This is a genomic window from Mycolicibacterium mageritense (assembly GCF_010727475.1).
Classification (GTDB): Bacteria; Actinomycetota; Actinomycetes; order Mycobacteriales; family Mycobacteriaceae; genus Mycobacterium; species Mycobacterium mageritense.
The window spans coordinates 2,534,903-2,556,733 of record NZ_AP022567.1 but is presented as its reverse complement, the minus strand read 5'-3'; the positions used below and the strand labels follow the sequence as shown (position 1 = coordinate 2,556,733).

Genomic DNA, 21,831 nt, shown 5'->3' with positions numbered 1-21,831 from the left:
AGGTAGAGAACAGGTCACCTACCGCTTCTCGTTCTCAGCTACATCGTCGTCCTCGCTGCCAGAACGGTGGCCGAATCCGCCAGGAGGCGATCCACCGGTTTACTCGCGGTGCTGCAGGTGTTGTACGTCGTTGGTGCTGGATCGCGACCTCCAGGCGGGCGGGGCGCATGTGGCGGCCGCTGCTGCCGGCGCAACCGCGCGGGCGACGACTGATTGCGGTGCCGGCGAAAGTATCTGGTCATCGGCGACCACACTCTCGCGAGCAGCGTTACAACGACTAGGCATCGCTACGATGTTCCATCACGAACTGACGGATACACGTATTCACCTCGTCAGGGACCTCGGTCGGCAAAGCGTGTGAGGCGTTGGGCCAAAGGTGATATCGCCATCCGGGCACTACCGATTGTATCCGCTGAAGCCCCTTCTCTGAGTCGTGAACAGTGTTGCTCGCCAAAAGAACTTGGACCGGAATGCGCACTGAACGCAGCAGACGATCACTAGGGAAACGTAGTGGCGCGGTGCGTACGGGTGGCGCGAAGGCAGCGAATCCGGCCACAAACAGCCCTGCGAGCATGTCGACGGAGCTGCCCGGTGCGGGGTGACCCGCTATCCACGCCGCGGCGTGTTCAGCTCGCGCGGAACGCGGGCGCGACATTATGAGCGCAAGGCTTCGCCAGAACTTTGCAGAGGTTCGAGCCACCGTGCTGGCCGGGTCAACCAGTGTTAGCGTCGCCAGCCGATGGGGCGCCCGCGCCGCGGTGTGGGTGGCAAGCCAACCCCCATAGGAATGCCCGACCAGATGCACATCTCGCAGCTTCAGCCCCGCCAGAACCGCGTCGATGCTGCGTGCGCAATCTGCGGGGGCAAACATCGTTTTCGTCTGAATGCTTGCTCCGGGCTGGCCCAGCATATCCATCGCATATACGGTGAAGTCGCTTGTCAAGTCTGCGACTTGGTCCCACCACATGGCCGAGGTGAGGAAAAAGCCGTGTATCAGTACGACGGGTACTCCGCGGTCTGGCCCGTGCTGATAGACCCGAACTGTGCCGAACTTCGTTGGAACATCGTGCACGACATCCGGCCGCGGACTCAATGCGCGCAACTCGTCATACATTGCCAAATAGCGCCGTCGTGTAGCTGCGCTCCTGAACCCACCGTCAGCCAAGCCCAACAAGGAACCCTCCGGTCAACGCGGCAAATACATCCTCGGTTTTATGGCGCTCGCAACCATACGGCAGCCGAGGCCGGGCGCTGTCCGTCCTCACGTATTCGCTGCGAAGCCTTTGTGTTGCGCGCGCCGTGTGTGTCGGCCGCGGGTCATGCCCGACGGCGGCTTGCGGCTCAGGCGTGCGCGGCGGATCTGGTCGCGGAGCGCGACCGCGATTTCCTTGCTCGTCGCGCCGAATAGGTCGGGGTGATCGCGAAGCGTCCGCGCGGCGGCGACGGCCAGCCGTCGGGGGGTCAGCAGACGTGCCGGCGCGACGTCGTGGTTGAGGACCTGCAGCAGCGTCTGGGTCGCGTCAGAGTCGGTGGCGATGTCGCGTAGCACTTGGGTGATCAGCGGGGTCGACGGTCCGGGCCCGCCCATGTCGGTGGCGAACCAGTACATCGGATGCGCGTCGTGGTCGCGCCAGCGCCACCACCGCTGGGTCGTCGCGTCGACGGCCTGGTGGTTGGCGAGGTCACTGGGTAGCGTCTCGGCGAGACGCTGCGCTTGGCGCAGCGCGTCGGCGATGCCCTGGGCGGGGGTGAAGTCCTTGAAGTGCCCGCCATCGCCGATGAGGACCCAGCCGGGTCCAGCGGCCTGGCGAAAGTAGCCGTGCCATTTGGTCATTACTCGGATTGGGCCGACTCGTCGCGCACCGGCGATCAGGTCGGCGAGTTCGGGCCAGCCGGCGATGGCGGCGCTGAACGCCGCGTCGCGGTTCGCGGGTAGACCGGCACCGGTGGCGATGCAGGCCATGTACAGACCGGAATCGGTTGGGCAGGCCAGATAGGCGTCCTTGCCGAGGCGTGCGAGCCGCAGTCGACCCTCCCGGTCGGCGACTCCCTCGAAGTAGGCCCAGGCCGGTATGCGGCCCCCCGGAGTCACCAGGTACTCCCGTGCCCCCACAGCCGTGGCCACGCGGGAGTGCCGGCCGTCGGCGCCGATCACCAGACTTGCTCGGATCGGTCCCTGCTCGGTCTGCACACCGACGACCCGATCACCGGCGGTGAGCACACCGGTCGCCTTCACCCCGGTCCGCACGTCGGCGCCCGCCGCTGCTGCCGTCTCGACCAGTAGTGCGTCCAGCGTCAGTCTGCGCACGCATAGCCCTGGGCGCGGGAGCACCGCGGGATCGATCTCGGCGTCGATACGCACGTCCTCGTTGACGAGGGTGAAGTGATCGATCGGCACGGCGCCAGCACTCAAGACCGCGTCCAGCGCGCCAATGCCTTCGAGGATGCTCACCCCGCACGGCTGGATGACGTGGGTGGACGGCGTCTCCGAGGGAAACCGCGCTTTGTCCACCACACACACGTTCAAGCCCCGACGCGCGAGCATCACGGCCAAGGGCGAACCCGCGCACCTCGCGCCGACAATGACCACGTCGAAGGTCTGCATCACATCGTTCCCAGCCTGGAGGAAACTTACCAGTGGATAGTCTGCCTCACGATTTGGAACTTATCAATGGTTAGATGGTGGGCTAGGATCACTTCATGTCGGGCAGTGCTGGGTCCTATCACCACGGTCACCTGCGCGAAGCGGCGATCGAGGCCGCCGTCGCGGAGGTGGAGCGCGTCGGCGCCGCCGTAGTGAGCATGCGCGAGATTGCGCGCCGCGCCGGGGTGACGCACGCGGCGCTTGCCTACCAGTTCGGCGATAAGTCGGGTTTGTTCACCGCGGTCGCCACCGAAGGATTCCGTCTGGCCGCCGCCGCCATCGGGCCGGCCGCGACCGGGCCCGAGGGCTTCCTGACCGGCGGTATCGCCTACGTCACCTTCGCCCTGACCCATCCGGGGCACTACGAGGTGATGTTTCGACCCGACCTCTACAGCGACGACGACCCGGACCTCATCGAGGCCCGCAACGCGGCTTTCGCCATTCTCTACGGCAGCGCGCGCACCAGCCTGGCCGCACCGCCCGAACATGACATCACCGGCGTCGTCGTGGCCGGATGGTCGCTGTCGCACGGGTTAGCCGCCCTCTGGCGCACCGGCAACCTGCACGGCCGGATCAGCGACGACCCAACCCAGCTGGCCCGCCAGATCGCCGAAGGCGTCATCCGACTCGGCGAACTCGCCACCCGCCACCTCGACACCCTCAACCAGGCACGCCCGGCCACGAGCACTGAGTAAACGACAAGCGGCCGCACCGTACCCTGATGCGCCAATCAAATGCGGCGCCACTGGCGCCCGCCGAAAGGAGCTCGGCATCGCCTTACACATGACAGTGGACGCGGGTATGCCCTCGTGCAACGCAATCGGTCGGACTCGTCACGGGTAAACGGTGCCGGTGCTCGGTGCGCAGCGGCAACCAGGCTTGGGGCGCGATGGTGCAGGATCGTTATCCATGACGTCACTGCTGTGGGATCAGCACACCTGCTTGCCGTTGCGGACCGACGCCGACGTCGAACCGCTGGCTCGCTACCGGCGCCGCGGGGGCGCGTTCGTGTCGGTCAACGCGGGGTATTCGCCGCACAGCTTCGACGACACCATGGCGCTGCTGGGCCACTACCACGCCGGGGTCGAGGCCCACCCGGACCTGCAGTTGGCGGGCGGCGCCGACGACGTCGAGGCCATTACTCGTGCGGGTCGTGTCGCGGTGGTGTTCGACCTCGAGGACTCCCGTCCCCTCGATGACGACCTCGACAATCTAGCGACCCTGGCCGACATGGGCGTGCGCACGCTGCTGCCCACCTACAACCACGCCAACCGTGCCGGCAGCGGCTGCCTGGACCCCGCCGACGGCGGCCTGACCGGGTGGGGGCGTTCGATCGTGGCCCAGATGAATACGGTCGGCATCGTTCCCGACGGGTCGCACTGCAGTGTCCGCACGGGCCTGGACATGTGCGAGGTCTCCGCCGGCCCGGTCATCTACAGCCATTCGTGCATGCGGGCGGTCTGGGAGCATCCCCGCAACATCACCGACGACCAAGCCCGGGCCTGCGCGGCCACCGGTGGTGTTGTCGGCATTACCGGCGTCGGGATCTTCCTGGGCCCCAACACCCCCACCCTTGACGCCATGACACAGCACCTGGAGTACGCCGTGGACCTGGTCGGCATCGACCACGTCGGCATCAGCACCGACTTCTGCTTCGACTACGCCGACTTCGTCGACGAAATCACCCGCAACCCGCACCTGTTCGATGAGAGCTACACGCGATGGGGAACCATCCAATGGATGCCACCCGAAACACTGCTCAGGCTCGGCGAACACCTCACCCAGCACGGATGGACGACCACCGACATCGCCGCTGTGCTCGGCGGCAACTTTCATCGCGTGGCTCAATCCGCTTGGCACAACCACACATAACCGGCGTGGGCCGAACCACGTGACCTCACACGCGGCCAATGAATCCGCGGAGCAGTTTCTAACCGCGGTGGTTGAAATGGTGTCGCCCGGCAGGGGTCTGCTCGATGCCAACGGCTCCCTCAAGAGCGGTGCTGGCTCACAAACCTTTCCGCGCGGCCGTTTGAATGGAGGCCGGCGCCGCACGGTTCGGCGTAGCGCGTATGCCGATAGGCCCGGTCAACAGGGACCGAGTCTGCGTCAACACTGTCGGGAATCGCCCGCCGAGGAGGCGTCACCCATGCAGCCCTTGCTTGTCACTTCGCCGACGAGACCGGCCTATTCACCGCCGTTGCCGCAGAAGGGTTTAGAACGATGGCGACGATCGGACCAGCTGCATCGATGATCGAGGGTTCCTCTCCCAGGGGTACGGAGTACATGAGGTTCGCACTCGAAGAACCCGGGTTCGATGAGGTGTTGATCCGGCCTACCCCAGCCACCAAGACGACCCGACTTCAAGAGGTCTCGCACGGAGGCCTTCGAAATCCTCTACGGAAGCGCGCGACGAAGCCTGATCGGTGCTGGCGACCCCGATGCTGTCACAGAGGGCCAACGTTGCGAGCCGCGTCAATGCCGGTTTGTCAATGTCTCACGGCTACGCGACCCTGCTGGCGACCGAGAATCTCGCCGATCGCCCGTTCGGAGACATCTCCTGCGGCGTCGAGCTTCTCGCCTCGCTGCTCGCCAGTCTGTTGAAGGGCGACAACGCCACGCGGTAGCCGGCCGTTCGTCGAAATCGCACGGCACTCGACCGCAGGACGGCCGCTTTCGTCGACAACTTCCGACAGATAACCCCTTCCACGACGAAGTGGCAACCCGACGAACCGACACCGTCGTGGTCGTCAATGCCAGGCACTCGCCACCTAGAGATCACGTTGTCTCGTTTCCTGTCCCACATGACAGGCAATCATGCTGGGCTCATCGACAACTGTCGACTGGGCGAGTGAACGCCGGGGCCGTGGCGGCGTAACGCGACGCCGCAACAGGTGAGCGGCACCTTGTTCTGCGGCATGCAGGGCCAGCCGGTGGTGGCGTGGACGGACGACGCGCGATTACTGCTCAGCGTCGTGCGCGCCGACGCACGCCAACCGACGCTGCCTCAACTGTATTCGTGGTGGTCATCGCATTCCTGATTGCCCGGAAACGGCACGGGCTACCGGCCGTCAGGAACCGGTAGCCCGTCGGCCGCACGCACTCAGGGCTGCGGAGTGCCCTGATTTGCGGCCGGAACCGTCGTCGGAACGGTAGTGGTCGTCGGCGCGGCGCCTTCGGGCAACGGGGTGCCCTGGCTTCCCGGAGGAAGCGGGGTGCCCTGGCTGCCCTCCGGCAGTGGCGTTCCTTGGCTCCCCGGTGCCAGTGGCGTTCCTTGGCTTCCGGGCAGCGGAGGCTGGCCCTCGGTACCGGCAGGAACAGGCGTTCCTTGGCTGCCTTGCGGTAGCGGAGCACTTTCGGTCCCGGGTTGAAGGGGTGTGCCTTGGCTTCCTGGCGGGAGCGGCGTTCCTTGGCTGCCCTCCGGCAGCGGTGTTCCTTGTGTCCCGGCCGGCACCGGAAGATCCGAAGCACGATTGCCTGCGCCGACCGGAGCCGGTGCGTTGGCGACCGGGGCCGGAGTTGCCGCCGCCGGAGCCGGAGTCGGGGCGGGAGCAGCAGGCGCTGGTGACGCAGGTGCCGCCACCGCCGGAGCAGGCTGCGTACGCGCGGGTGCGGGTGCGGTCCGAGGCTGCTGTGTCGGTGCGGACGCGGTCCACGTGGCCACGTCATGCCCACCGGTGCTGTAGACAACACTGGTCGGCTTCTCGCCCGTGACGTCGAAATAGACCTTTCCTGAGGTCTTTTCGCCCTGCGCCAGCGTTGCGGGATTGACGCCCTGCGGAGTCGCGACCTGGAACAACACCCGGTAGTTCTGGCCGTCGGCGGCCCGGGCGTTCAGGTTCGAGATTATTGGTGTCACCGAGCCCTGAATGGCTTCATCCGTGGCGGTGGCTTCCCACAACGTGCCCTGCACGTCGTAAGGGATGGTGTCCGTGCTGGGTTTCAGGTCACTGATCGTCCAGGCTTGGACAACGTTGCCGTCGACGAGCTTGGCCTGACCGCCGATCTGGCTCGACGTGGTCGTCACTCCTGCTTCATCGGCGAACGCTGTCGCCGAACCCATGGTGCCGGCAGCCGCGACTGCCGCTGCAATGGCAGCGGTCACTTTTGAAATTCGCACTAGATCTTCTCCCCGTTTCGTTGGTCGAGACGTTGCCGAGCTCGAGCCCCACTTCAGCGAAATTATCAGCAGAATCCACAGCAAGCGATACCTGACGCCAATCAAATCGTCGCAACCGTCAAAGGTCGAGACCGTGCAACTCAAATTTGAGTGAAGCGGCACCCTGCCACAGTCGGTAGGATGCGGAAAAGGTACATGTTTGCTGGGGGGACTGTGTTTCCGTTCGATGTGGAGCGATCGGCGTTCTTCGGCGGGTTCGGAGACGGATCCGCACTGCTCGAAAGCCTGCGCGCGACGAACCTCGTGATGCCCCTTGACGTCGAGGGTTCTGTCTTCACGTGGGTCTGGCGCGGATTGCCGTGGCTCGTAGCGTTCACGACGGTTGAGCGGTGTGCGACGTTTGCCAAGGCTGCCGGTCGAGACCTCGAGGCGATCGAGGTGTGCACAGTCCGCGGCGCAGCGGTGATCGAGGGGATGGACCGTGCACCGGAGCCGACTGGACTGGTGGTGGATCCCGCATCCACCGACGTCATGGTGTTTCCCCCGGCCAGGGCCATCACCCCGCACTGCTACATCGACGAAGAAACCGGAGAGGCGGTCCGCACATGGGCGGCGTAAAGGTACTCGGTGTCGACCCGACGACACTCAAGCAGGCAGCCGACGGAATCAACGGGGTCATCAGCGGTATCTCGGGTGGCGCCTTCGGCAGCTACCAGGGTCAACTCGGCCGGGGGTTCGACGAGCTGTCGATGACGGGCCTGGAACTCAGTCACCCCGACGCCAAGTCTGGGTTCGACAACTTCACCGAGCGGTGGGAGTGGGGCACCAGGGCGCTCATCGTCGCCGCCAACGACATCGGCCAAGCGCTCGACCTCGGCGCGGGGCGTTACGAATTGCAGGAGAAGTACTACAACGACGCCGCCAAGGACATGGTCAACGACCTCGTGGGTGACCCGTCGCTGCAAAAAGAATCCGTCAAGGACGAGCACGGCAACATCATTGTCCGCGGCACCGACGACATGTCGTGGGGCGACATGGTCGATTACAACGTCAACCGTCTGACCCATCCGGACTGGTCCGCGAAGTCGTTCCAGGAAGCGCTTCCGCAGATCAACGAGAACTGGGACTCGATCAAAGACAACGCCGTGCAGGCCGGCAAGAACGCTGTGATTCCCGGTGAGGCGGCCCGCGTGACCGTCGACGGGTTCATACACGGTGACGAGCCGGCGGCGCCATCGCGTACCTCGCCGCAACCCGCACCTGATCCCGCTGTGTAACACAACTTTTCAGGTAGACGGCGCATGGGATTCTGGGATGACCTCCTGCAGGAGGGCGAGGATCTCCTCGAGGACGGCAAACGCCTCGTCGGCGAAGTGGTGGACGGAGGATCTGAGCTCGTCGCCGACGGACTCGACGCCATCGGTGCGGAGGGAGTCGCCGATAACGTCCGCGACTGGGGCGACAGTGTCGCCGATCAACTGGGCGCCACTCCGGATGAGAAGAAGCTCGGCGAAACCGAGGATCCGAAGGAACTCATCCACGGTGAGCCCGGCGTCATGCGCGACCGCGCAGGCAAACTCGACGGCCTGTCCACCAACTTCACCACCGCGGCCGATGGGCTCAGCGGAATCAACGTCGGTGAATTTCAAGGCGAGGCCGCCGACGCCTACCACCAGAAGATTGGCCAGGAAATCCCGAAGTGGCGCGACGCGGCGTCGGCGACCAAGTCTGCGGCCAGTGCGCTGAATGCGTTTGCGCCCATCGTGGAAGCGGCCCAGCAGCGAGCCGCGGAGGCCATCGCGAAGTGGAAGGAAGGCCTCCGGCAGCACGATCAGTGGGTGAAGGCGTGCAATGCGTACGACGATGCCGTCGCCAACAACGCCGACCCGCTGCCGCCCCAGCCTCCCGACGAGGATCCCGGGAAGAAGCTGTGCGACGAGGCGGTCCAGATCCTCAACGACGCCCGCAAATCCCGAAACGAGGGAGCGTCCACTGCCGCATCGGCATTCAACAACGCCGCCAACGAAGCCCCGCCGATGCCGCCGCCATCACAGCGGCTGGCAGCCAACTTCGAAGACTTCAAGAACACCGCGGACATGTTCACAGGCCATGCCGTGGTCGGATTGGTCGGTGCGGTCACCGACCTCGGAAAGCTCATCCGCACCGTCGATCCCACCAACCCGTATAACATCGCGCACCCTGCGGATTACGCCAAGAACGCGACCGCCGTGGGGGCCGGCCTGACGGAAATGGCCGCCCACCCCGACAAGCTGATCAAGGGATTCATCGGCGACGGGTGGGGTAAGGATCCCGGTCAGGCGTTCGGCACGCTCATGTCGAACTTTATTCCTATGGGCCCCAAGGGGACTGGCGTTTTCAAGTCGGTGCTCAAGGACGCGGTGTCGGGCGGCTCGAGAGATGCCGGCCGCACTGCCGCGAACGCGGCGGCGCATGCTCCGTCGCCCCCGGTACACACGTCTCCGCACACGTCGCCGGGACAGGCCACCCCGACCACGCACACCACGCCCCATGACGGCGCGCCTGCGACCAGTACTCGGGACACTACGGCCACACCGACCGAATCCCATACTCCCGCCGCGGATCATCCGCGCACGGAACAGCCCGCCCCACACACGGATCCGCCATCCGAGTCGCCCTGGCCGGACTCGGGCCCGCACGATTCAAGCCCGCCGGCCGAGCAACCCCGGCCCCTCGATCCGCCCGCTGCCGAGAATCCGCGTCCACATGACAGCACCCCTGCCGAGAGGCAGGATCCCGCCGACCAGCCGACCGTCACCGATCATTCGCCGGGTGGGGAGCACCGTCCCGAGACCCCCGCCGGAGACCGAACCCCCGACTCCAATACCCCCAGCGGCCACGACCGGACGCCCGACTCGCCCAATCAGCACGGCGACGGGCCCGAATCTCCCCGCCGCGACCCGGACAACGGTCCGGACCCCGAGCCGCGGCAAGAACGCGTGCCTGACGAGAGTCCGAATGTCCGGGACCACCAGGGTGATTCGCCGCAGCGGCCGGCAGATCATGACAGCCCCCCACACGACCGCACCACCGAGCACGAACCGAACCGCACCGACGCACCGTCCGACAAGCCCACCGATCGTGCGCCCGTCGACAGGACCGAGCCGGCGAGCACCCCGCACGATGCACCGCACAAAACGGAGAACCCAGCGGTTCGCGACGAATCCCCACAGCCAGCCCGGTCTGACTCCCCACCGAACACCGGAAGCGTTGCACCACACACGAATTCACCCAGTCCGCATTCGCCGGTGAATCCGGCACGGGTCGAGCCGAACACGCCGCATCACGCGCCGAAGGATGCCGGCCCTCCCCCACCACGCGAGGTTCCGGCCGCCAAGGAGCCTGCACCGAAACCGGATATTCCTGAACGCGCCAAACCCAGCCCGGCCGCGGCCGCGGACAACGCTCCGAGGCCCGCCGCCGCGGCGGCCAAGGACGTCGCCAAGCCTGAGGGCGCGAAACCTGTCGAACCCATCGCCGTGATGGATCGCGGACCGGGTCATCCCGGTGGCGGTGAGAGGATGAGCCCGAACAAGACCGACGGTCCCGGCGATCGTGGCGGCAACGGGCGAGACGGGAACGGCCGCGACGGCACCGACGGAGAGGATCCGATCGACGGAGACACGCTCGACAATCAGGACATCGCCAACAAGTCCGAGCATGATCCGAACGCCTCGACCGAGCCTGACCAGAAGTCGAGTAAGGACACCGATCCCGTCGACATCGCCACTGGCGAGTACTACCTGCCCGCCGTCGACGTCGACCTGCCGGCGGTCCTCGGGCTGCGGCTCACCCGCACGCACAAGTCCGGTTACCGCGCCGGCGTCTGGCTCGGCCCGTCGTGGTCCTGCAGCTTCGACGCCCGCGTCGTCGTCACCGAGCATTCCGTCACCACGATCGACGCCGACGGGACGATGTTCTCGTTCGAACCCCCGACCGGAGACGAGCCGAGCGTGGCTCGACGCGGCCGGCCCTGGCGGCTGTGGTCCACTCCGACCGGCGGGTATCGCCTCGAGCCGCCGCACGGTGGCGTGGCCTATCACTTTGCGCCGAAACCACATCTGGGTGGCGCCGACACCGCAGCCGGAGTCATCTACATCTCGGCCATCACCGACGCGCACCAAAACCGAATCCTGTTCACCTACGACGATTCCGGTGCACCGTCAGGTGTCGTCCACTCCGGTGGTTACCGCATCGGTGTGGACTGTGACGGCCGACGTATCCGCGGCTACACCCTGGCCACCGATACCGAGACGACACCCCTGAGCCGGTTCGGTTACACCCGTGGCGATCTCACGTCGGTCACCGACGCCACCGGGGCCACCACACAGTTCGAATATGACGACGACCACCGGATGGTCGCCTGGACCGATTCCAACGGCGCGCATTACGTCAACGAATACGACGACACCGGACGCGTCATCTACCAGGGCGGCCACGACGGAGTCTGGGCCAGCAGCTTCAACTACCAAGAGAACCCCGACGGCACCGGCACCACCACCGTGCATACCGATGCCGTTGGCGCTCACAGGGTTTACGGGTTCGACAACGACCTGCGGCCTCGAGCCGTCGCCGATCCCGCCGGTCGCATCGTCCGGACGGATTTCAACGCCGACCGCGACCCGCTGCAGATCACCGACCCCACTGGCGCGACTACGACGCTGCGGTACACCCCCGACGGCATGCCGGCGCAGATCACCGACCCGCTCGGACAGGTCACGACCATCCGGTACGTCGACACGCCGGCCGGGCCGCGCCCAGCAGAGGTGACCGCACCGGACGGGGCCGTCACGTCGTTCGGTTATGACGAGTCCGGCAACCGGGTGCACATGCGTGAACCCGCCGGTGGCGTGTGGCGCTGGATCTACACTGCGTCGGGTTCGGTCGCAGCCCGCATCGATCCGCTCGGTCGTCGCACCGATTACCACACGAACAGTGCTGGTCTACCCGTTCGGGTCATCGATCCGTCCGGCGCCGAAACAGTGTGCACCTACGACGATTTCGGGAATCTGACCGAGATCGTCAGCCCGGACGGCGGGACCACCCGGCTGAGCTACGACCGCGCAGGTCGGTTGACGTCCCGCACGAGTCCCGACGGCTCGTCGGAAACCTGGACCTATGACGGTGAGGGCAACCGCACCTCCTACACCAACGCGGTCGGTGCCACCACCCGCTGGGAATACGGTTTCTACGACATGCCGATCGCGCGGGTCGATGCCGACGGGTCGCGCACTCATTTCAACTACGACAAAGCGCGGCGGCTGATCGCCGTCACGAACCCGGCCGGCTTGACGTGGAGCTACCGGTACAACCCGGACGGAATGCTTGCCGCACAAACCGATTTCAACGGTGCGACCACCACGTACACCTACGACGCGGCGGGACGATTGGCGTCACGAACCAACGCCGCGGGGCAGACGCTGACCTACTCCTACGATGCCACTGGTCGGCTGGTTTCGGAGTCGAGCAGTGGCGACGATTTCAGCGGCGAGCGCATCGAATACGCATATGACGCGGCGGGGCGCATGCTCACTGCTGTAATGCCCTGGGCACAGGTCGAATTCGGTTACGACCTGTCCGGGCGTGTGGTGTCGGAATCTGTTGACGGGCGCGCCGTGCAGTCGGTGTACAACTCTGCCGGCGACCTGACTGAGGTGCTCACACCGTCGGGCCTGCGTACCTCGTTGTCCTACGACCGCCGCGGGCTGGTCGACATGTTGACCGCGGCCGGGCAACGCTGCGAGATCACCAGCGATGAACTGGGTCGGGCGACACGTCTGCAATTCGGCACAACCGCGATCGACTCCGCCTTCGACGCCGATGGCCGGCTGAGGGAACGCCTGGTGCTGGCGGGGCTGCGGGATCTGTCGGTGCTCAATCTGGGCACCGGCGCGGGTTCGACCGAACGGCTGCTGGCCGGTGCGGCGTACTCATACCGCTCCGATGACACGCTCGCGGCGGTGGCCGCGGCCGATCCCACCGCGCCCACGCTCGGCACCGCCGCAACCTACGGCACCGACGTCATGGGCCGGCTGGTGTCGCGGCAGGCAGCCGGGTCGATCATCGAATCGACGGTCTTCGACGCTGCGCAGAACCCCACGGTCGGTGAAGGGCCGGCTCCGTCGTCGCGGTGGCGGTACGACGGAGTGCGGCTGATCGATGACGGCCGATCCCGGTATCACTACGATGCTGCGGGCCGGTTGATCCAGACCGTCACCAAGCGCCTGGGTCGCAAACCCGATGTGTGGCATTACCAGTGGGACGCGTGGGATCGGCTTCGTGCGGTGACCACGCCCGACGGCCAGCAGTTCAGCTACACGTATGACCCGGCCGGGCGGCGGCTGAGCAAGACGAGCGAACGCAGCCGAATCCTGTTTTCCTGGAACGGTACCCAGCTGGTTGAACAAACCTCCAGCGCCGCTGGTGCTGAGGCTGACGTGATGTCGTGGTCGTATTTCCCGGGGCGGTTCACGCCGCACAGCCAGATCCATTCCAGCGGTGGTGAATCCGACGGGGCCGGATTGCGTGCCGGGGAGCTGTCCCTCGACGGCCCCGCCGCCGTTGCCCCGCAGCAGGAGATCGACCGGCAGTTCTATGCGCTGGTCACGGACCATATCGAGACTCCGGTGGCGCTGTTGGATCCCGCGAGCGGAGCGCTGGCAGGGCGGGCGCACGCCACCATGTGGGGGCAGACCACCTGGACCGGCGTCGATACCCCGTGGCGCTATCCCGGTCAGTACCACGACCCCGAAACCGGCCTGCACTACAACCACCACCGCTACTACCAGCCTCGCACCGGGCGCTACCTGTCACCCGATCCACTCGGGCTGGCGCCGGCCCCGAATCCGTATGGGTATCCGGAGAATCCGACTACGTGGGCTGATCCGTGGGGGCTGGCGCCGTACAACGCAAGACCGGAGTCGGCCGATCAGATCGAGTTTCCGCCTTCGTCGCATGGATACGGTGTTAACGATCCGCCCGTACGGTTGTACGGTCCATGGACTCAAGAGGATCTGGCAAGAATGATGAATGGAGCTCCACCGAGAAGTTATGGGTTCCCGCATCTTCACCACGCGGATCAAATGCCAGGATCAGCAATCCACGAGGTGCCTCAAGATATTCACCGCCGGCCTGATCTACACCCGAATAAATTCAACCAAGGTGTCTCGTCAGAGATGCGGGAAGCCGACCGTAAACTTCATTGGATGATGAGGGCCTCGGAGATGGGATGGAGACGAGATGGATAGAGGGTCTTTCGAGCAGAAATTTGAAGAGCTGGTAAGCGAAGGCGATCCCTATGGAATTCGCAATACAAGCGGATTGGATGAAGCCAACATAGCCATCGTCGAAGACGAATTACAGGCGGGCTTACCTGAGGATTATAAATGGTTCCTCGCCAGGTACTGGACGGGGATGTTCGGTTCTGTTGACCTATACACATTGCAATCCAATGACCGAAGTTACATTGGTAAACGGCAACCCGAGGAAACGCTGGGTAAGTTTGTTGCATTTTCTGACGACGGGTTTGGGAATGCGTACTGCTTTCCAGTGGAAAATGGAAGGTGCGTCGATCGAGTGGTCATAGTTCCGCTTCTTCCTAGCGAATACACTGGCGAGACAGTCAGCGGTGGGTTCCTAGATTTTCTTAGCACCCACGCCTGACACCTGGTGTTGCAGGCAATCCCGGTCAGCGCGCCGCTCATCGCTTGTTCACCTCCGTGCTGCACATCCCGGCACCAATTTGACCTCAGGACACATCAAGTGACGATGTCTGAATCTTCTTTCCCAAACAAGCGTACCAATCGCAATCGATAATTTTAGGGACACTCTACGACGACTTTTCGGACTAGCCTAAATTTTGAACTGGCGCTAAAATGGATAAGAACTCAAAACTATTTACGGAATTCAGTCAGTTCATAATTGCGAACGAGCTTTCGCAAACAGACTTTGGCAACCAGTTTAATTTCGATCTCCACGCCATTATAGTTCGGCGATTGGTCTCAGCTATTAGAGATTTCGGTGCTGGACGGCCACTAGTTTGGTATTGGTATGATGGGAATTCCTGGGTACCAGATGATATTTGGGCGTCGACTCCTGATTTAGATTCAGCGATCGAAGGTTCGGGCCTCCCTTGGTCCGCTTTAAGTATGCACCGCCCATCGTTCGACCTGTCGACACTTGCGCCAATACCGGATCGCGCGACTGCTCGTCATTTCGAACCACCGGCCAACGTCTTGAGCGTAGAACCTTGGGACACGAACAGCGTGAGCTGGCTGGATCGCGTTGGTAAGACGCTGATAACAGGATGGGTCGATCCAGCGATTGATGATTCGCACTTCTACATCGACAATCGACTGGGAATTACTTCTTCGCTGACGTTTGAAAAAGCGACGTTGAAGAGTTACGCGACTGGATTCGTGCAAACAAATATCGCCGGTTTTACAGAGCTTATTTGCGACACTCAGGGCGAAATGGTTACACCAGGCTATCTTGGACTCGCCGTGGTAAACGATGATGCGATCTTGACGACGCCAGTCGGTGCATCTTGGAACTTTTATGGTGAATTAACGGACGTGGATGGTTGGATCCAACGGTTCTCGCGTTATCCATTATTGCCACCCGAAGATAGGCCCAAACTCAATTTTTGAGCAGGTCGGTGGATGACTGTTTGCACGGCGCTCATGGCTGAGCAAGAGGAGCGGACACAGTCGACCTGGTAACTTGCTTTCGCTAGTGTTAGCTGACGCGTTCGAGGCAGATGGTGCGCTGTGGCACTGGCCACGAGTAAAGTTCCTGCGTCGGTTCACAGGTACCGTTGGCATCGGCGACCTGACTGACCGCACGGAACACGGTGCCGATCGAGACGCAATCTGGAGCTGAGTTGAAGTAACTGTTGGCTTCCGAATAGCACTGTCCGGGAATCATATTCAGTGCGAAACACATCACCCAACTTTTCGGGCGGGGGTTCGTCGGGGTCTTTCGATCAGTGGTGGTTACCCGCGCATACGCCGATCCTTGGTCGCCGGCTTTCGCGTCCGGACAACCCTTCTCGGCAAGACCCTTGTGCGCCAATTCGTACGGGGCTGCGGGGCTGGGGCATGTCACTGACAACACATTGCCAGGAAGATCCTGCGCGACGTGGCTTGACGATATGCACTCGCCGACATTCACCCCGGCTAGCGGCTTATCACCGGGAGTCGGATAGGCGTTGGTGGGGCTGGCCGTGCCACCGGTATTACTAGGCTCCCCACAACCCGCGGCGACGAGCACCACGGCGCCGACCCATATCACCGCTTTCGCCACACGCATGATCGTTCCTTCCCGGGATGGTTGGTGGAGTTGGTCACTGGTCGGTCCGAATGGTCCGAGCGTGGCGCCGATCCAAGGCGTTGTGCCATCTGATGACCCGCAACTCGTGGGAGTGAAGGTTGCGCCTACACATGCGGTTGCGGGGGGACGTGCCGTTGTGTATGTGCGTGATACTGGTGCCACCACTGGGCGTACGCCTGCGCCTGTTGCAAGTCTCGGTTCAGCTTCTTGCGCGAATTCACGTTGTGGACCAGCGCGACCCAATTCATGATCAAGATGGACAGGAAACTCCACCACCCCACCAAAAGATTCTGGGTCTGTGCGCTACGCAATGCGGCGTCACATTGGGCGTAGGTTCCAGTAACGACGCGACGCTGGTTGAACCACAGAATCAATGCGCCAATGTGCGTCATCGTCGAGACCTGAAAGATCGGTTCAACGGGCGGCGCAGGGTACTGCTGCTGGGTTGATGCCAGAGCACTTCTCCAAAGCTGATTGTCTGCAGCGGACTGCTGGATTGGCTCTGCCATTTGACCCCCCGTGGACGTCGTCGATTGTGCTCAACGACCAATTCTATTTGCTGCTGGTCAGCTGCTGTTCACCAATTTCGGGGACCAGCGGCGCATTTACGCGGCTACCGGTCATCGGTTCCTCCGTGCGACTTTCAGCGACACCAATCGTGGTGCGTTGCCTACCGGCCCGCGATGGCCGCGTCGGCCGCTGCCTCGTATTCGGCGACGCGGGCTGGGTCGACCCCGTCGAACACGGTCAGGATCGCGCCGCTGACCGTGCCTTTGCCCAACATTTCACCGCGGGCCTGAGCTGTCTGCACATCGGGGAATTGGTACACGGAATATTCTTCGGTCTTGACGAACTGAACGCATGTCAAGTAATCGCACATCTGTTGCGAGTTGTCGCGAACATCGGTGCCGGGCAATCCAGAGTCGAAGATTGCATCAGCAACCTGTTGTGCGGTAACGGCTTTCGGATCGGCCGGCGCGTTGAGGGGCGCCTCGCCCGGGCACTTCGTTCCCTCGACCATGTCGACGCTGGCTTCACCCACGGCCAGGCCCGTGCGTTGCGCCCCGGCCGGGCCCACCGCGAACTTGCCCATCGCAAGTCGGCTGGGCTGACCCTGCGCGCAGTTGATGTGCACGAAGAAGCCGTCGTCCTGGCCGTCGTGCCGGCGTTTGAGATCGTCCAGGATCGCGGTCATTTCACTCTTGGAATACGCCTTGTCGACCGAGACCGTCAGGGTGGCGGGTGTGCCACCGGGTTCGAGGCGGTATTCGGGCACGTCCGCGGTGCTCGTGCCAGATGCGGTCCCGACGTAGCCGGACGGTTCCGGCTTCCGGTCTTCACCGCCCGAGCCTGAACACCCGGACAAGATAAGCCCCGCCAGTGCGATGGCAGCCGGCATGGCGATGATCCGCATCAGTGATTCCCCCTGTTGGTCAGATCAGTTCGACGACGCTTCCCCCGGGTTCTCCGTCCGCGCGCCAGGATGCTGCGCGGCGGCGGCGCCGCCGCGCTCGTAGTTCGGGATGCCGGGGTCGGGCCCGGCGGCGGCCGCGGGCGCCGCGGCCGATCCGCGCTGCTGCGGGGCCTGCGGATATCCGCCGTATTGCGTATACCGGTCCTGCAGTGCCTCGTAGGACTCCTGCGCCCGGTCCGCTGCCTGACCGCGCGCACCCGCGACGCCGCGGGATTGCGCTGTCGCGGCACTCTGGGCCTGCGCGGTCGCCTGCCCGGACGCGTCGACCTGAGGTGGCGGGCCCTGTTGGTACTGCATCGCATAGGCCTGGTACGCCTGCGCGTACTGCGCATACGCCGCGTAATCGGACATGCTGTCTGCGCCGGCCTCGGTGCGGGGTTGCAGGATGAGCGCGGTGACCGCCGCGAGCGTCTGCAGCGCGTTGAGCACGACGACCACCACGACGGCCCAGCCGGCTTCGTCGGCCCTCACCCACGATTCGACGGACACCAGGAGCCCGGTGAGGGCGAGTGCGACGACGAGCCAATCCCGTTTGCTTTCGTTGGGGATGAGGCTGACGGCGGCGATCGCACCTGCCAGGACCGGCAGCCAGACGCTCCAGCCGAGGGACACCGGCGAGCCAAAACTAACCCCGAAGCTCACCAAACCCAGTGCGGCCACGACCATTCGCAGCATCCTGCTGCGCTGTTCATTGGCGCCGGGCGATTCCGCCGCGCCGAACTGGTAGCCGGAATAGGGCCCGTCGTTGCCGTATCCGGCGCTGTAGCCCGAGTAGTAGCCCGGCGAGTTCGTCATGGCCGCCCCCTGTTCGTCCAGTTGAACGCTGTCGACAGTTCCTCAGCACCAAACCTAATCGGTCACTCGGCGGAATCGAACGAGGATTTGATGTATCGCATCTCGTCATCGGTCGCGACCATGGTGACCACAGCAGCACCGGAGCGGGTGCCGACCCGGACGACGTCGTTGTCGGGGTCGATCAGCTGGAGCGTCACGTCCGCATCACCGGATGGCCTGGCTTGCGGCGGTTTCACCACGATCGCGGTGACACCGACCCGCACCCCTTGTTCGGTGACACCGTCGAACATCTCCACCGAGTAGTTGCGGTCGGACCCGGCCTGCATCGAGCTGCGGTTGAAGTCGGTGACCCGCAGCAGGTTCTGGTCGCCGACCTCCTCGACCATGTCGCGCCAGGCGGCGGGCCGGCGTGTGTGCACGCGCACCCGCGCGCCCAGCGCCAAAGACCGCAGCACCGCCTGTTGCGCGAGGTGCAGGGTTCCGCAGATCTCGACTCGCTCGATCTGCGGGCCGAACAGTGGCAGCGCCACCGCGCGTCCGTGATCGTCGGCACCGATGACCTGCCCACAACCGGATGCGGGGATGGCGAGATCCGTGAGCACGTCCCCGCTGTTCCCGTACGCCCATCGGTCGTCGATCTGCCGTCGCGGCGGGGGCAGCGGCAGACTGGAGACCAGCGCCGAATACTGGTAGCCGCGCAGCGGGCTCACACCCCGCAACCGCACGCGGGTGCGGCCGTGACTGTCGAACCGAGCCAGCCCCCGGATCTTGATGGTGTCTTTGCGATCGTCTTGGCGCAACGAAATGCACACGGTGGTGGAGTAACTCGGGATCGTCCAGAGCAGACCGAGACCCGCGGTGGTGAACATGGACGGTTTCACCGAGAAGCTGCGGAGTTGGAACCGGCCTTCCTGGCACGTAAACCAGGTTTCCTCGACGCTGTGCAGCGCTACGCCGTCGGCGAGCTGGTTGGTCGCCAACGCGATGTCGCTCGCGGTCATGATCTGTGGCCGCAGACCGGCCTCGGCCAAACGGTTCGCGACACGCCGGGTCGCGGTGGCCGCGGTGCGGATGATGCCCTCCCGGCCGCCGCCCCGGTTACGCACCGCATCGGGGCACAGGGTCGGGTCGAACCGAACGGCCACCCACACGCTGCGCTGCGCGATTGCGGGCAGCGGGCCGAGGACGGCGTCGTAGATCGCGGCGATGTGGCCATGTCCCTGCGAGCGGGCGCCCTGGCTGATCACGTCGATGGAATCCAGCGTGATGTCGAACTGTCGCAGGCAATCCGCCACCATCTGGATCGACACCATGTCCCCCGACACCGTGACACCGGGTTCCATGACCGTCATGGCCTGCGGGTTCTCCTGGATCCGCACCAGTGACAGCAGTGTCTTTCCGTCCCAATGGAATCCGATCTGGGTGCCGTCGCCGAGCTCGGCGTCGAACGGTTCCAGGCGTTCCTTGCGGCCGGCGCGGCGCTTGCGCTCGCGGGAGAAGCTCCACCGCGCCGCGATCCACCGCGGCAGCGTGTGGCCGCGCACGCGCACCACGAAGATGAGGGCGACCCCGAGTCCGGCGGCGGCGCCGTACCACCCGGGCTGTTCGAGCAACAGCGCGACGGTGAGGCCGATCGCGATGAACAACTGGACCAGCAACAGGTCGAGCAGCGGCACCACCCGCTGCGGCACGATGTCGGCGGCAGCGGTCAGCTCCCCCGGCTCGGCCACCTCCGCCGAACTCTTTCGAGCCTTACGACGACCCTTCACGCCCCCGGTCCCTCGTTCGATGAGCGATTCTTTCGGCGCCCAGCTACCCCCGCGATCGTGCTGTACCCTGGTCGTGCCCTTGGGCTATCTGCTCCTCACGTGCGCAGGAGCAGCGTTCTTCAGAGGCTGACGGGGGGCAGCTATGCCAGCGCAAGTTACCACGCGTGCACAGGTCAACGGGTATCGGTTCCTCATCCGACGCTTGGAACATGCGCTGATCCGCGGTGATTCCCGCATGATCCACGACCCCATGCGCGGTCAGATGCGGGCGCTGCTGGTGGGCGCGGTGATCGCCGTGCTGATCGCGGGCGCAGCGGGAGTGCTGGCGTTCTTCAAGCCCATGCCCAACTTCGGTAATTCGACCGTGATGCTCAGCAAATCGAACGGCACGATCTTCGTCCGCATCGGTGACCGGCTGCACCCCACGCTGAACCTGGCCTCGGCGCGTCTCATCGCCGGTAAAGCGGATCCCCCCAAACAGGTGGACGACAAGTTTCTCAACACGGTCCCGTTGGGGCCCATGGTCGGCGTGGTCGGCGCCCCGGCGGCCATCCACCAGGGCGACGACATGGGCATGTCGTCGTGGACCGTCTGTGACACCACCCAGACCCCGAAGGTGACCGAGACCGTCGGCTCGTTCGCCGTCGAGACGTCGGTGTTGGCCAACAATCCGGTCCTCACCGACGACATCCGGGCGGCGAACCCGTCGCAGATGCTGTTGACGCAGGCCGGCAACACCACGTTCCTGATCTACAACGGCGTCCGCGCACCGATCGACCCGATGGATCCTGTGCTACACAGTGCGCTGCGGCTCGAGGGCGCCGAGATTCGGGAGGTCTCCCCCGGCCTGCTCAACGCGTTTCCGCTTGTCGACCCGATCGTGCCGGTCACGATCGACGGTGTTGGCCAGTCCACGAACTACCTGGACTCGAAGTATCGCATCGGCTCGATCGTCAAGACCGTCGACTCTCGCGGCGACCACCTGTATGTCGTGCTTCGTGAAGGCCTGCAACCGATTTCGGAGGCCACCGCGGACATCATCCGGTATGGCGACCACACGTCACCGACCGTGGCCGAGCCGGGCAACATCTCCCCCGCGGTGGTGAGCGACGTGCCCATCGTGCACCCGCTACACGTCGACCACTATCCGACGGCTCCGCCGGAGTTCATCAGCACCGAACCGGACCGCGTGGTGTGTATGTCCTGGCAACGCGGCAACACCGCGGCCGAGGCCACCACCAAGCTGCTGGTCGGCCATCGGCTGCCGCTGCCCAAGGACGCGCTGCCGGTGCGGCTCGCCACCGCCGACGGCAACGGCCCGGGCCTGGACTACGCGTACCTCAAGCCCGGCACCGGGGAGTATGTGCAGGCGACGGGCGGTGAACCGGACAGCCGCGCAATGGGTCAGCTGTTCTATGTCGCCGACACAGGCGTGCGGTACCACATCAAGGATCTGCCCACGTCGGCCGCGCTGGGTGTTGTCGGCGTCAAGGATCCTGACAGCCCCAACGATGTGCCGCAGTCCGCACCGTGGCCCGTGATCAGCCTGCTGCCGCCCGGCCCGGAGCTGTCCCAGGAGGCTGCGCTGATCGCGCATGACGGCATGGCCGCCGATCCCGACGGTTTCAAGGTGAACCCGCCCAAGGGCTGAGCGGTGCCC

General features: G+C 64.6%; 17 protein-coding genes and 1 pseudogene. 10 read left to right on the top strand and 8 right to left on the bottom strand.

Annotated features, from left to right (window positions below; genetic code table 11):
• Positions 1–277: 277 nt before the first annotated feature.
• Both G6N67_RS12015 and G6N67_RS12010 read right to left on the bottom strand, forming a co-directional pair.
• Positions 278–1,114, bottom strand: a complete 837-nt coding sequence (locus G6N67_RS12015) for an alpha/beta fold hydrolase (RefSeq protein ID WP_165572150.1) — start codon at positions 1,112–1,114, stop codon at positions 278–280.
• A 147-nt stretch (positions 1,115–1,261) separates the two neighbouring features.
• Positions 1,262–2,605 (bottom strand): NAD(P)/FAD-dependent oxidoreductase, encoded by a 1,344-nt coding sequence (locus G6N67_RS12010; protein ID WP_051578573.1) that lies wholly within the window; start codon positions 2,603–2,605, stop codon positions 1,262–1,264.
• Positions 2,606–2,700: 95 nt separating this feature from the next.
• Between G6N67_RS12010 and G6N67_RS12005 the strand changes: the two genes are divergently transcribed.
• The 4 genes and pseudogenes from G6N67_RS12005 to G6N67_RS39585 form a co-directional block, all read left to right on the top strand.
• The gene (locus tag G6N67_RS12005; protein WP_051578572.1) at positions 2,701–3,339 is read left to right on the top strand and encodes a TetR/AcrR family transcriptional regulator; all 639 of its coding nucleotides are present in this window, start codon (positions 2,701–2,703) and stop codon (positions 3,337–3,339) included.
• Between the two features lie 214 nt (positions 3,340–3,553).
• Positions 3,554–4,516 (top strand): dipeptidase, encoded by a 963-nt coding sequence (locus tag G6N67_RS12000; protein WP_036430523.1) that lies wholly within the window; start codon positions 3,554–3,556, stop codon positions 4,514–4,516.
• A gap of 554 nt (positions 4,517–5,070) precedes the next feature.
• Positions 5,071–5,271, top strand: a complete 201-nt coding sequence (locus G6N67_RS11995; protein WP_036430520.1) for a hypothetical protein — start codon at positions 5,071–5,073, stop codon at positions 5,269–5,271.
• A 228-nt stretch (positions 5,272–5,499) separates the two neighbouring features.
• A pseudogene (locus G6N67_RS39585) lies at positions 5,500–5,685 on the top strand (hypothetical protein); the annotation flags it as partial.
• A 62-nt stretch (positions 5,686–5,747) separates the two neighbouring features.
• On the opposite strand, the gene G6N67_RS11990 reads toward G6N67_RS39585, so the two are convergent.
• A complete protein-coding gene (locus G6N67_RS11990; RefSeq protein ID WP_230022277.1) occupies positions 5,748–6,749 on the bottom strand; it encodes an MPT63 family protein in 1,002 nt (333 codons plus the stop codon).
• Positions 6,750–6,977: 228 nt separating this feature from the next.
• Here G6N67_RS11990 and G6N67_RS11985 point away from each other — a divergent pair, with 228 nt between their 5' ends.
• The 5 genes from G6N67_RS11985 to G6N67_RS11965 all read left to right on the top strand — a co-directional run bounded on the left by G6N67_RS11985 (position 6,978) and on the right by G6N67_RS11965 (position 15,451).
• Positions 6,978–7,382 (top strand): SseB family protein, encoded by a 405-nt coding sequence (locus G6N67_RS11985; protein ID WP_036430516.1) that lies wholly within the window; start codon positions 6,978–6,980, stop codon positions 7,380–7,382.
• Entirely contained in the window at positions 7,370–8,041 is a 672-nt protein-coding gene (locus G6N67_RS11980) for a hypothetical protein (RefSeq protein ID WP_051578570.1), read from the top strand. Before G6N67_RS11985 ends, G6N67_RS11980 begins: the two co-directional genes overlap by 13 nt.
• A 24-nt stretch (positions 8,042–8,065) precedes the next feature.
• Positions 8,066–14,050: a putative T7SS-secreted protein gene (locus G6N67_RS11975; protein ID WP_051578569.1), complete on the top strand. Its 5,985-nt coding sequence runs from the start codon at positions 8,066–8,068 to the stop codon at positions 14,048–14,050.
• The gene (locus G6N67_RS11970) at positions 14,043–14,465 is read left to right on the top strand and encodes an SMI1/KNR4 family protein (protein WP_073911095.1); all 423 of its coding nucleotides are present in this window, start codon (positions 14,043–14,045) and stop codon (positions 14,463–14,465) included. The genes G6N67_RS11975 and G6N67_RS11970 overlap by 8 nt, the downstream gene beginning before the upstream one ends.
• A 212-nt stretch (positions 14,466–14,677) precedes the next feature.
• Positions 14,678–15,451: a hypothetical protein gene (locus tag G6N67_RS11965; RefSeq protein WP_131524622.1), complete on the top strand. Its 774-nt coding sequence runs from the start codon at positions 14,678–14,680 to the stop codon at positions 15,449–15,451.
• An 88-nt stretch (positions 15,452–15,539) separates the two neighbouring features.
• On the opposite strand, the gene G6N67_RS11960 is transcribed toward G6N67_RS11965, so the two are convergent.
• From G6N67_RS11960 to eccE, 5 genes are all read right to left on the bottom strand, one after another.
• Positions 15,540–16,112 (bottom strand): hypothetical protein, encoded by a 573-nt coding sequence (locus tag G6N67_RS11960; protein WP_131524620.1) that lies wholly within the window; start codon positions 16,110–16,112, stop codon positions 15,540–15,542.
• 125 nt (positions 16,113–16,237) lie between these two features.
• The gene (locus G6N67_RS11955; RefSeq protein WP_051578568.1) at positions 16,238–16,642 is read right to left on the bottom strand and encodes a hypothetical protein; all 405 of its coding nucleotides are present in this window, start codon (positions 16,640–16,642) and stop codon (positions 16,238–16,240) included.
• Positions 16,643–16,803: 161 nt separating this feature from the next.
• Positions 16,804–17,547, bottom strand: coding sequence for a hypothetical protein (locus G6N67_RS11950; RefSeq protein ID WP_036430512.1), 744 nt, complete (start codon positions 17,545–17,547; stop codon positions 16,804–16,806).
• Positions 17,548–17,571: 24 nt separating this feature from the next.
• A complete protein-coding gene (locus G6N67_RS11945; RefSeq protein ID WP_036430510.1) occupies positions 17,572–18,402 on the bottom strand; it encodes a DUF5336 domain-containing protein in 831 nt (276 codons plus the stop codon).
• 62 nt (positions 18,403–18,464) lie between these two features.
• Positions 18,465–20,171 (bottom strand): type VII secretion protein EccE, encoded by a 1,707-nt coding sequence (eccE, locus tag G6N67_RS11940; protein WP_235684120.1) that lies wholly within the window; start codon positions 20,169–20,171, stop codon positions 18,465–18,467.
• Between the two features lie 142 nt (positions 20,172–20,313).
• On the opposite strand from eccE, the gene eccB reads away from it, so the two are divergent.
• The gene (eccB, locus tag G6N67_RS11935; RefSeq protein ID WP_036430508.1) at positions 20,314–21,822 is read left to right on the top strand and encodes a type VII secretion protein EccB; all 1,509 of its coding nucleotides are present in this window, start codon (positions 20,314–20,316) and stop codon (positions 21,820–21,822) included.
• Positions 21,823–21,831: the final 9 nt, after the last annotated feature.

What these genes read in the sequence shown, in the direction of transcription:
- G6N67_RS11945 (WP_036430510.1), bottom strand. Translation starts at nt 18,402, where the DNA reads ATGACGAACTCGCCGGGCTACTACTCGGGCTACAGCGCCGGATACGGC.
- G6N67_RS11975 (WP_051578569.1), top strand. Translation starts at nt 8,066, where the DNA reads ATGGGATTCTGGGATGACCTCCTGCAGGAGGGCGAGGATCTCCTCGAG.
- G6N67_RS11960 (WP_131524620.1), bottom strand. Translation starts at nt 16,112, where the DNA reads ATGCGTGTGGCGAAAGCGGTGATATGGGTCGGCGCCGTGGTGCTCGTC.
- G6N67_RS11980 (WP_051578570.1), top strand. Translation starts at nt 7,370, where the DNA reads ATGGGCGGCGTAAAGGTACTCGGTGTCGACCCGACGACACTCAAGCAG.
- G6N67_RS12010 (WP_051578573.1), bottom strand. Translation starts at nt 2,605, where the DNA reads ATGCAGACCTTCGACGTGGTCATTGTCGGCGCGAGGTGCGCGGGTTCG.
- G6N67_RS11955 (WP_051578568.1), bottom strand. Translation starts at nt 16,642, where the DNA reads ATGGCAGAGCCAATCCAGCAGTCCGCTGCAGACAATCAGCTTTGGAGA.
- eccB (WP_036430508.1), top strand. Translation starts at nt 20,314, where the DNA reads ATGCCAGCGCAAGTTACCACGCGTGCACAGGTCAACGGGTATCGGTTC.
- G6N67_RS12005 (WP_051578572.1), top strand. Translation starts at nt 2,701, where the DNA reads ATGTCGGGCAGTGCTGGGTCCTATCACCACGGTCACCTGCGCGAAGCG.
- G6N67_RS11965 (WP_131524622.1), top strand. Translation starts at nt 14,678, where the DNA reads ATGGATAAGAACTCAAAACTATTTACGGAATTCAGTCAGTTCATAATT.
- G6N67_RS11970 (WP_073911095.1), top strand. Translation starts at nt 14,043, where the DNA reads ATGGATAGAGGGTCTTTCGAGCAGAAATTTGAAGAGCTGGTAAGCGAA.
- G6N67_RS11950 (WP_036430512.1), bottom strand. Translation starts at nt 17,547, where the DNA reads ATGCGGATCATCGCCATGCCGGCTGCCATCGCACTGGCGGGGCTTATC.
- G6N67_RS12000 (WP_036430523.1), top strand. Translation starts at nt 3,554, where the DNA reads ATGACGTCACTGCTGTGGGATCAGCACACCTGCTTGCCGTTGCGGACC.
- G6N67_RS12015 (WP_165572150.1), bottom strand. Translation starts at nt 1,114, where the DNA reads ATGTATGACGAGTTGCGCGCATTGAGTCCGCGGCCGGATGTCGTGCAC.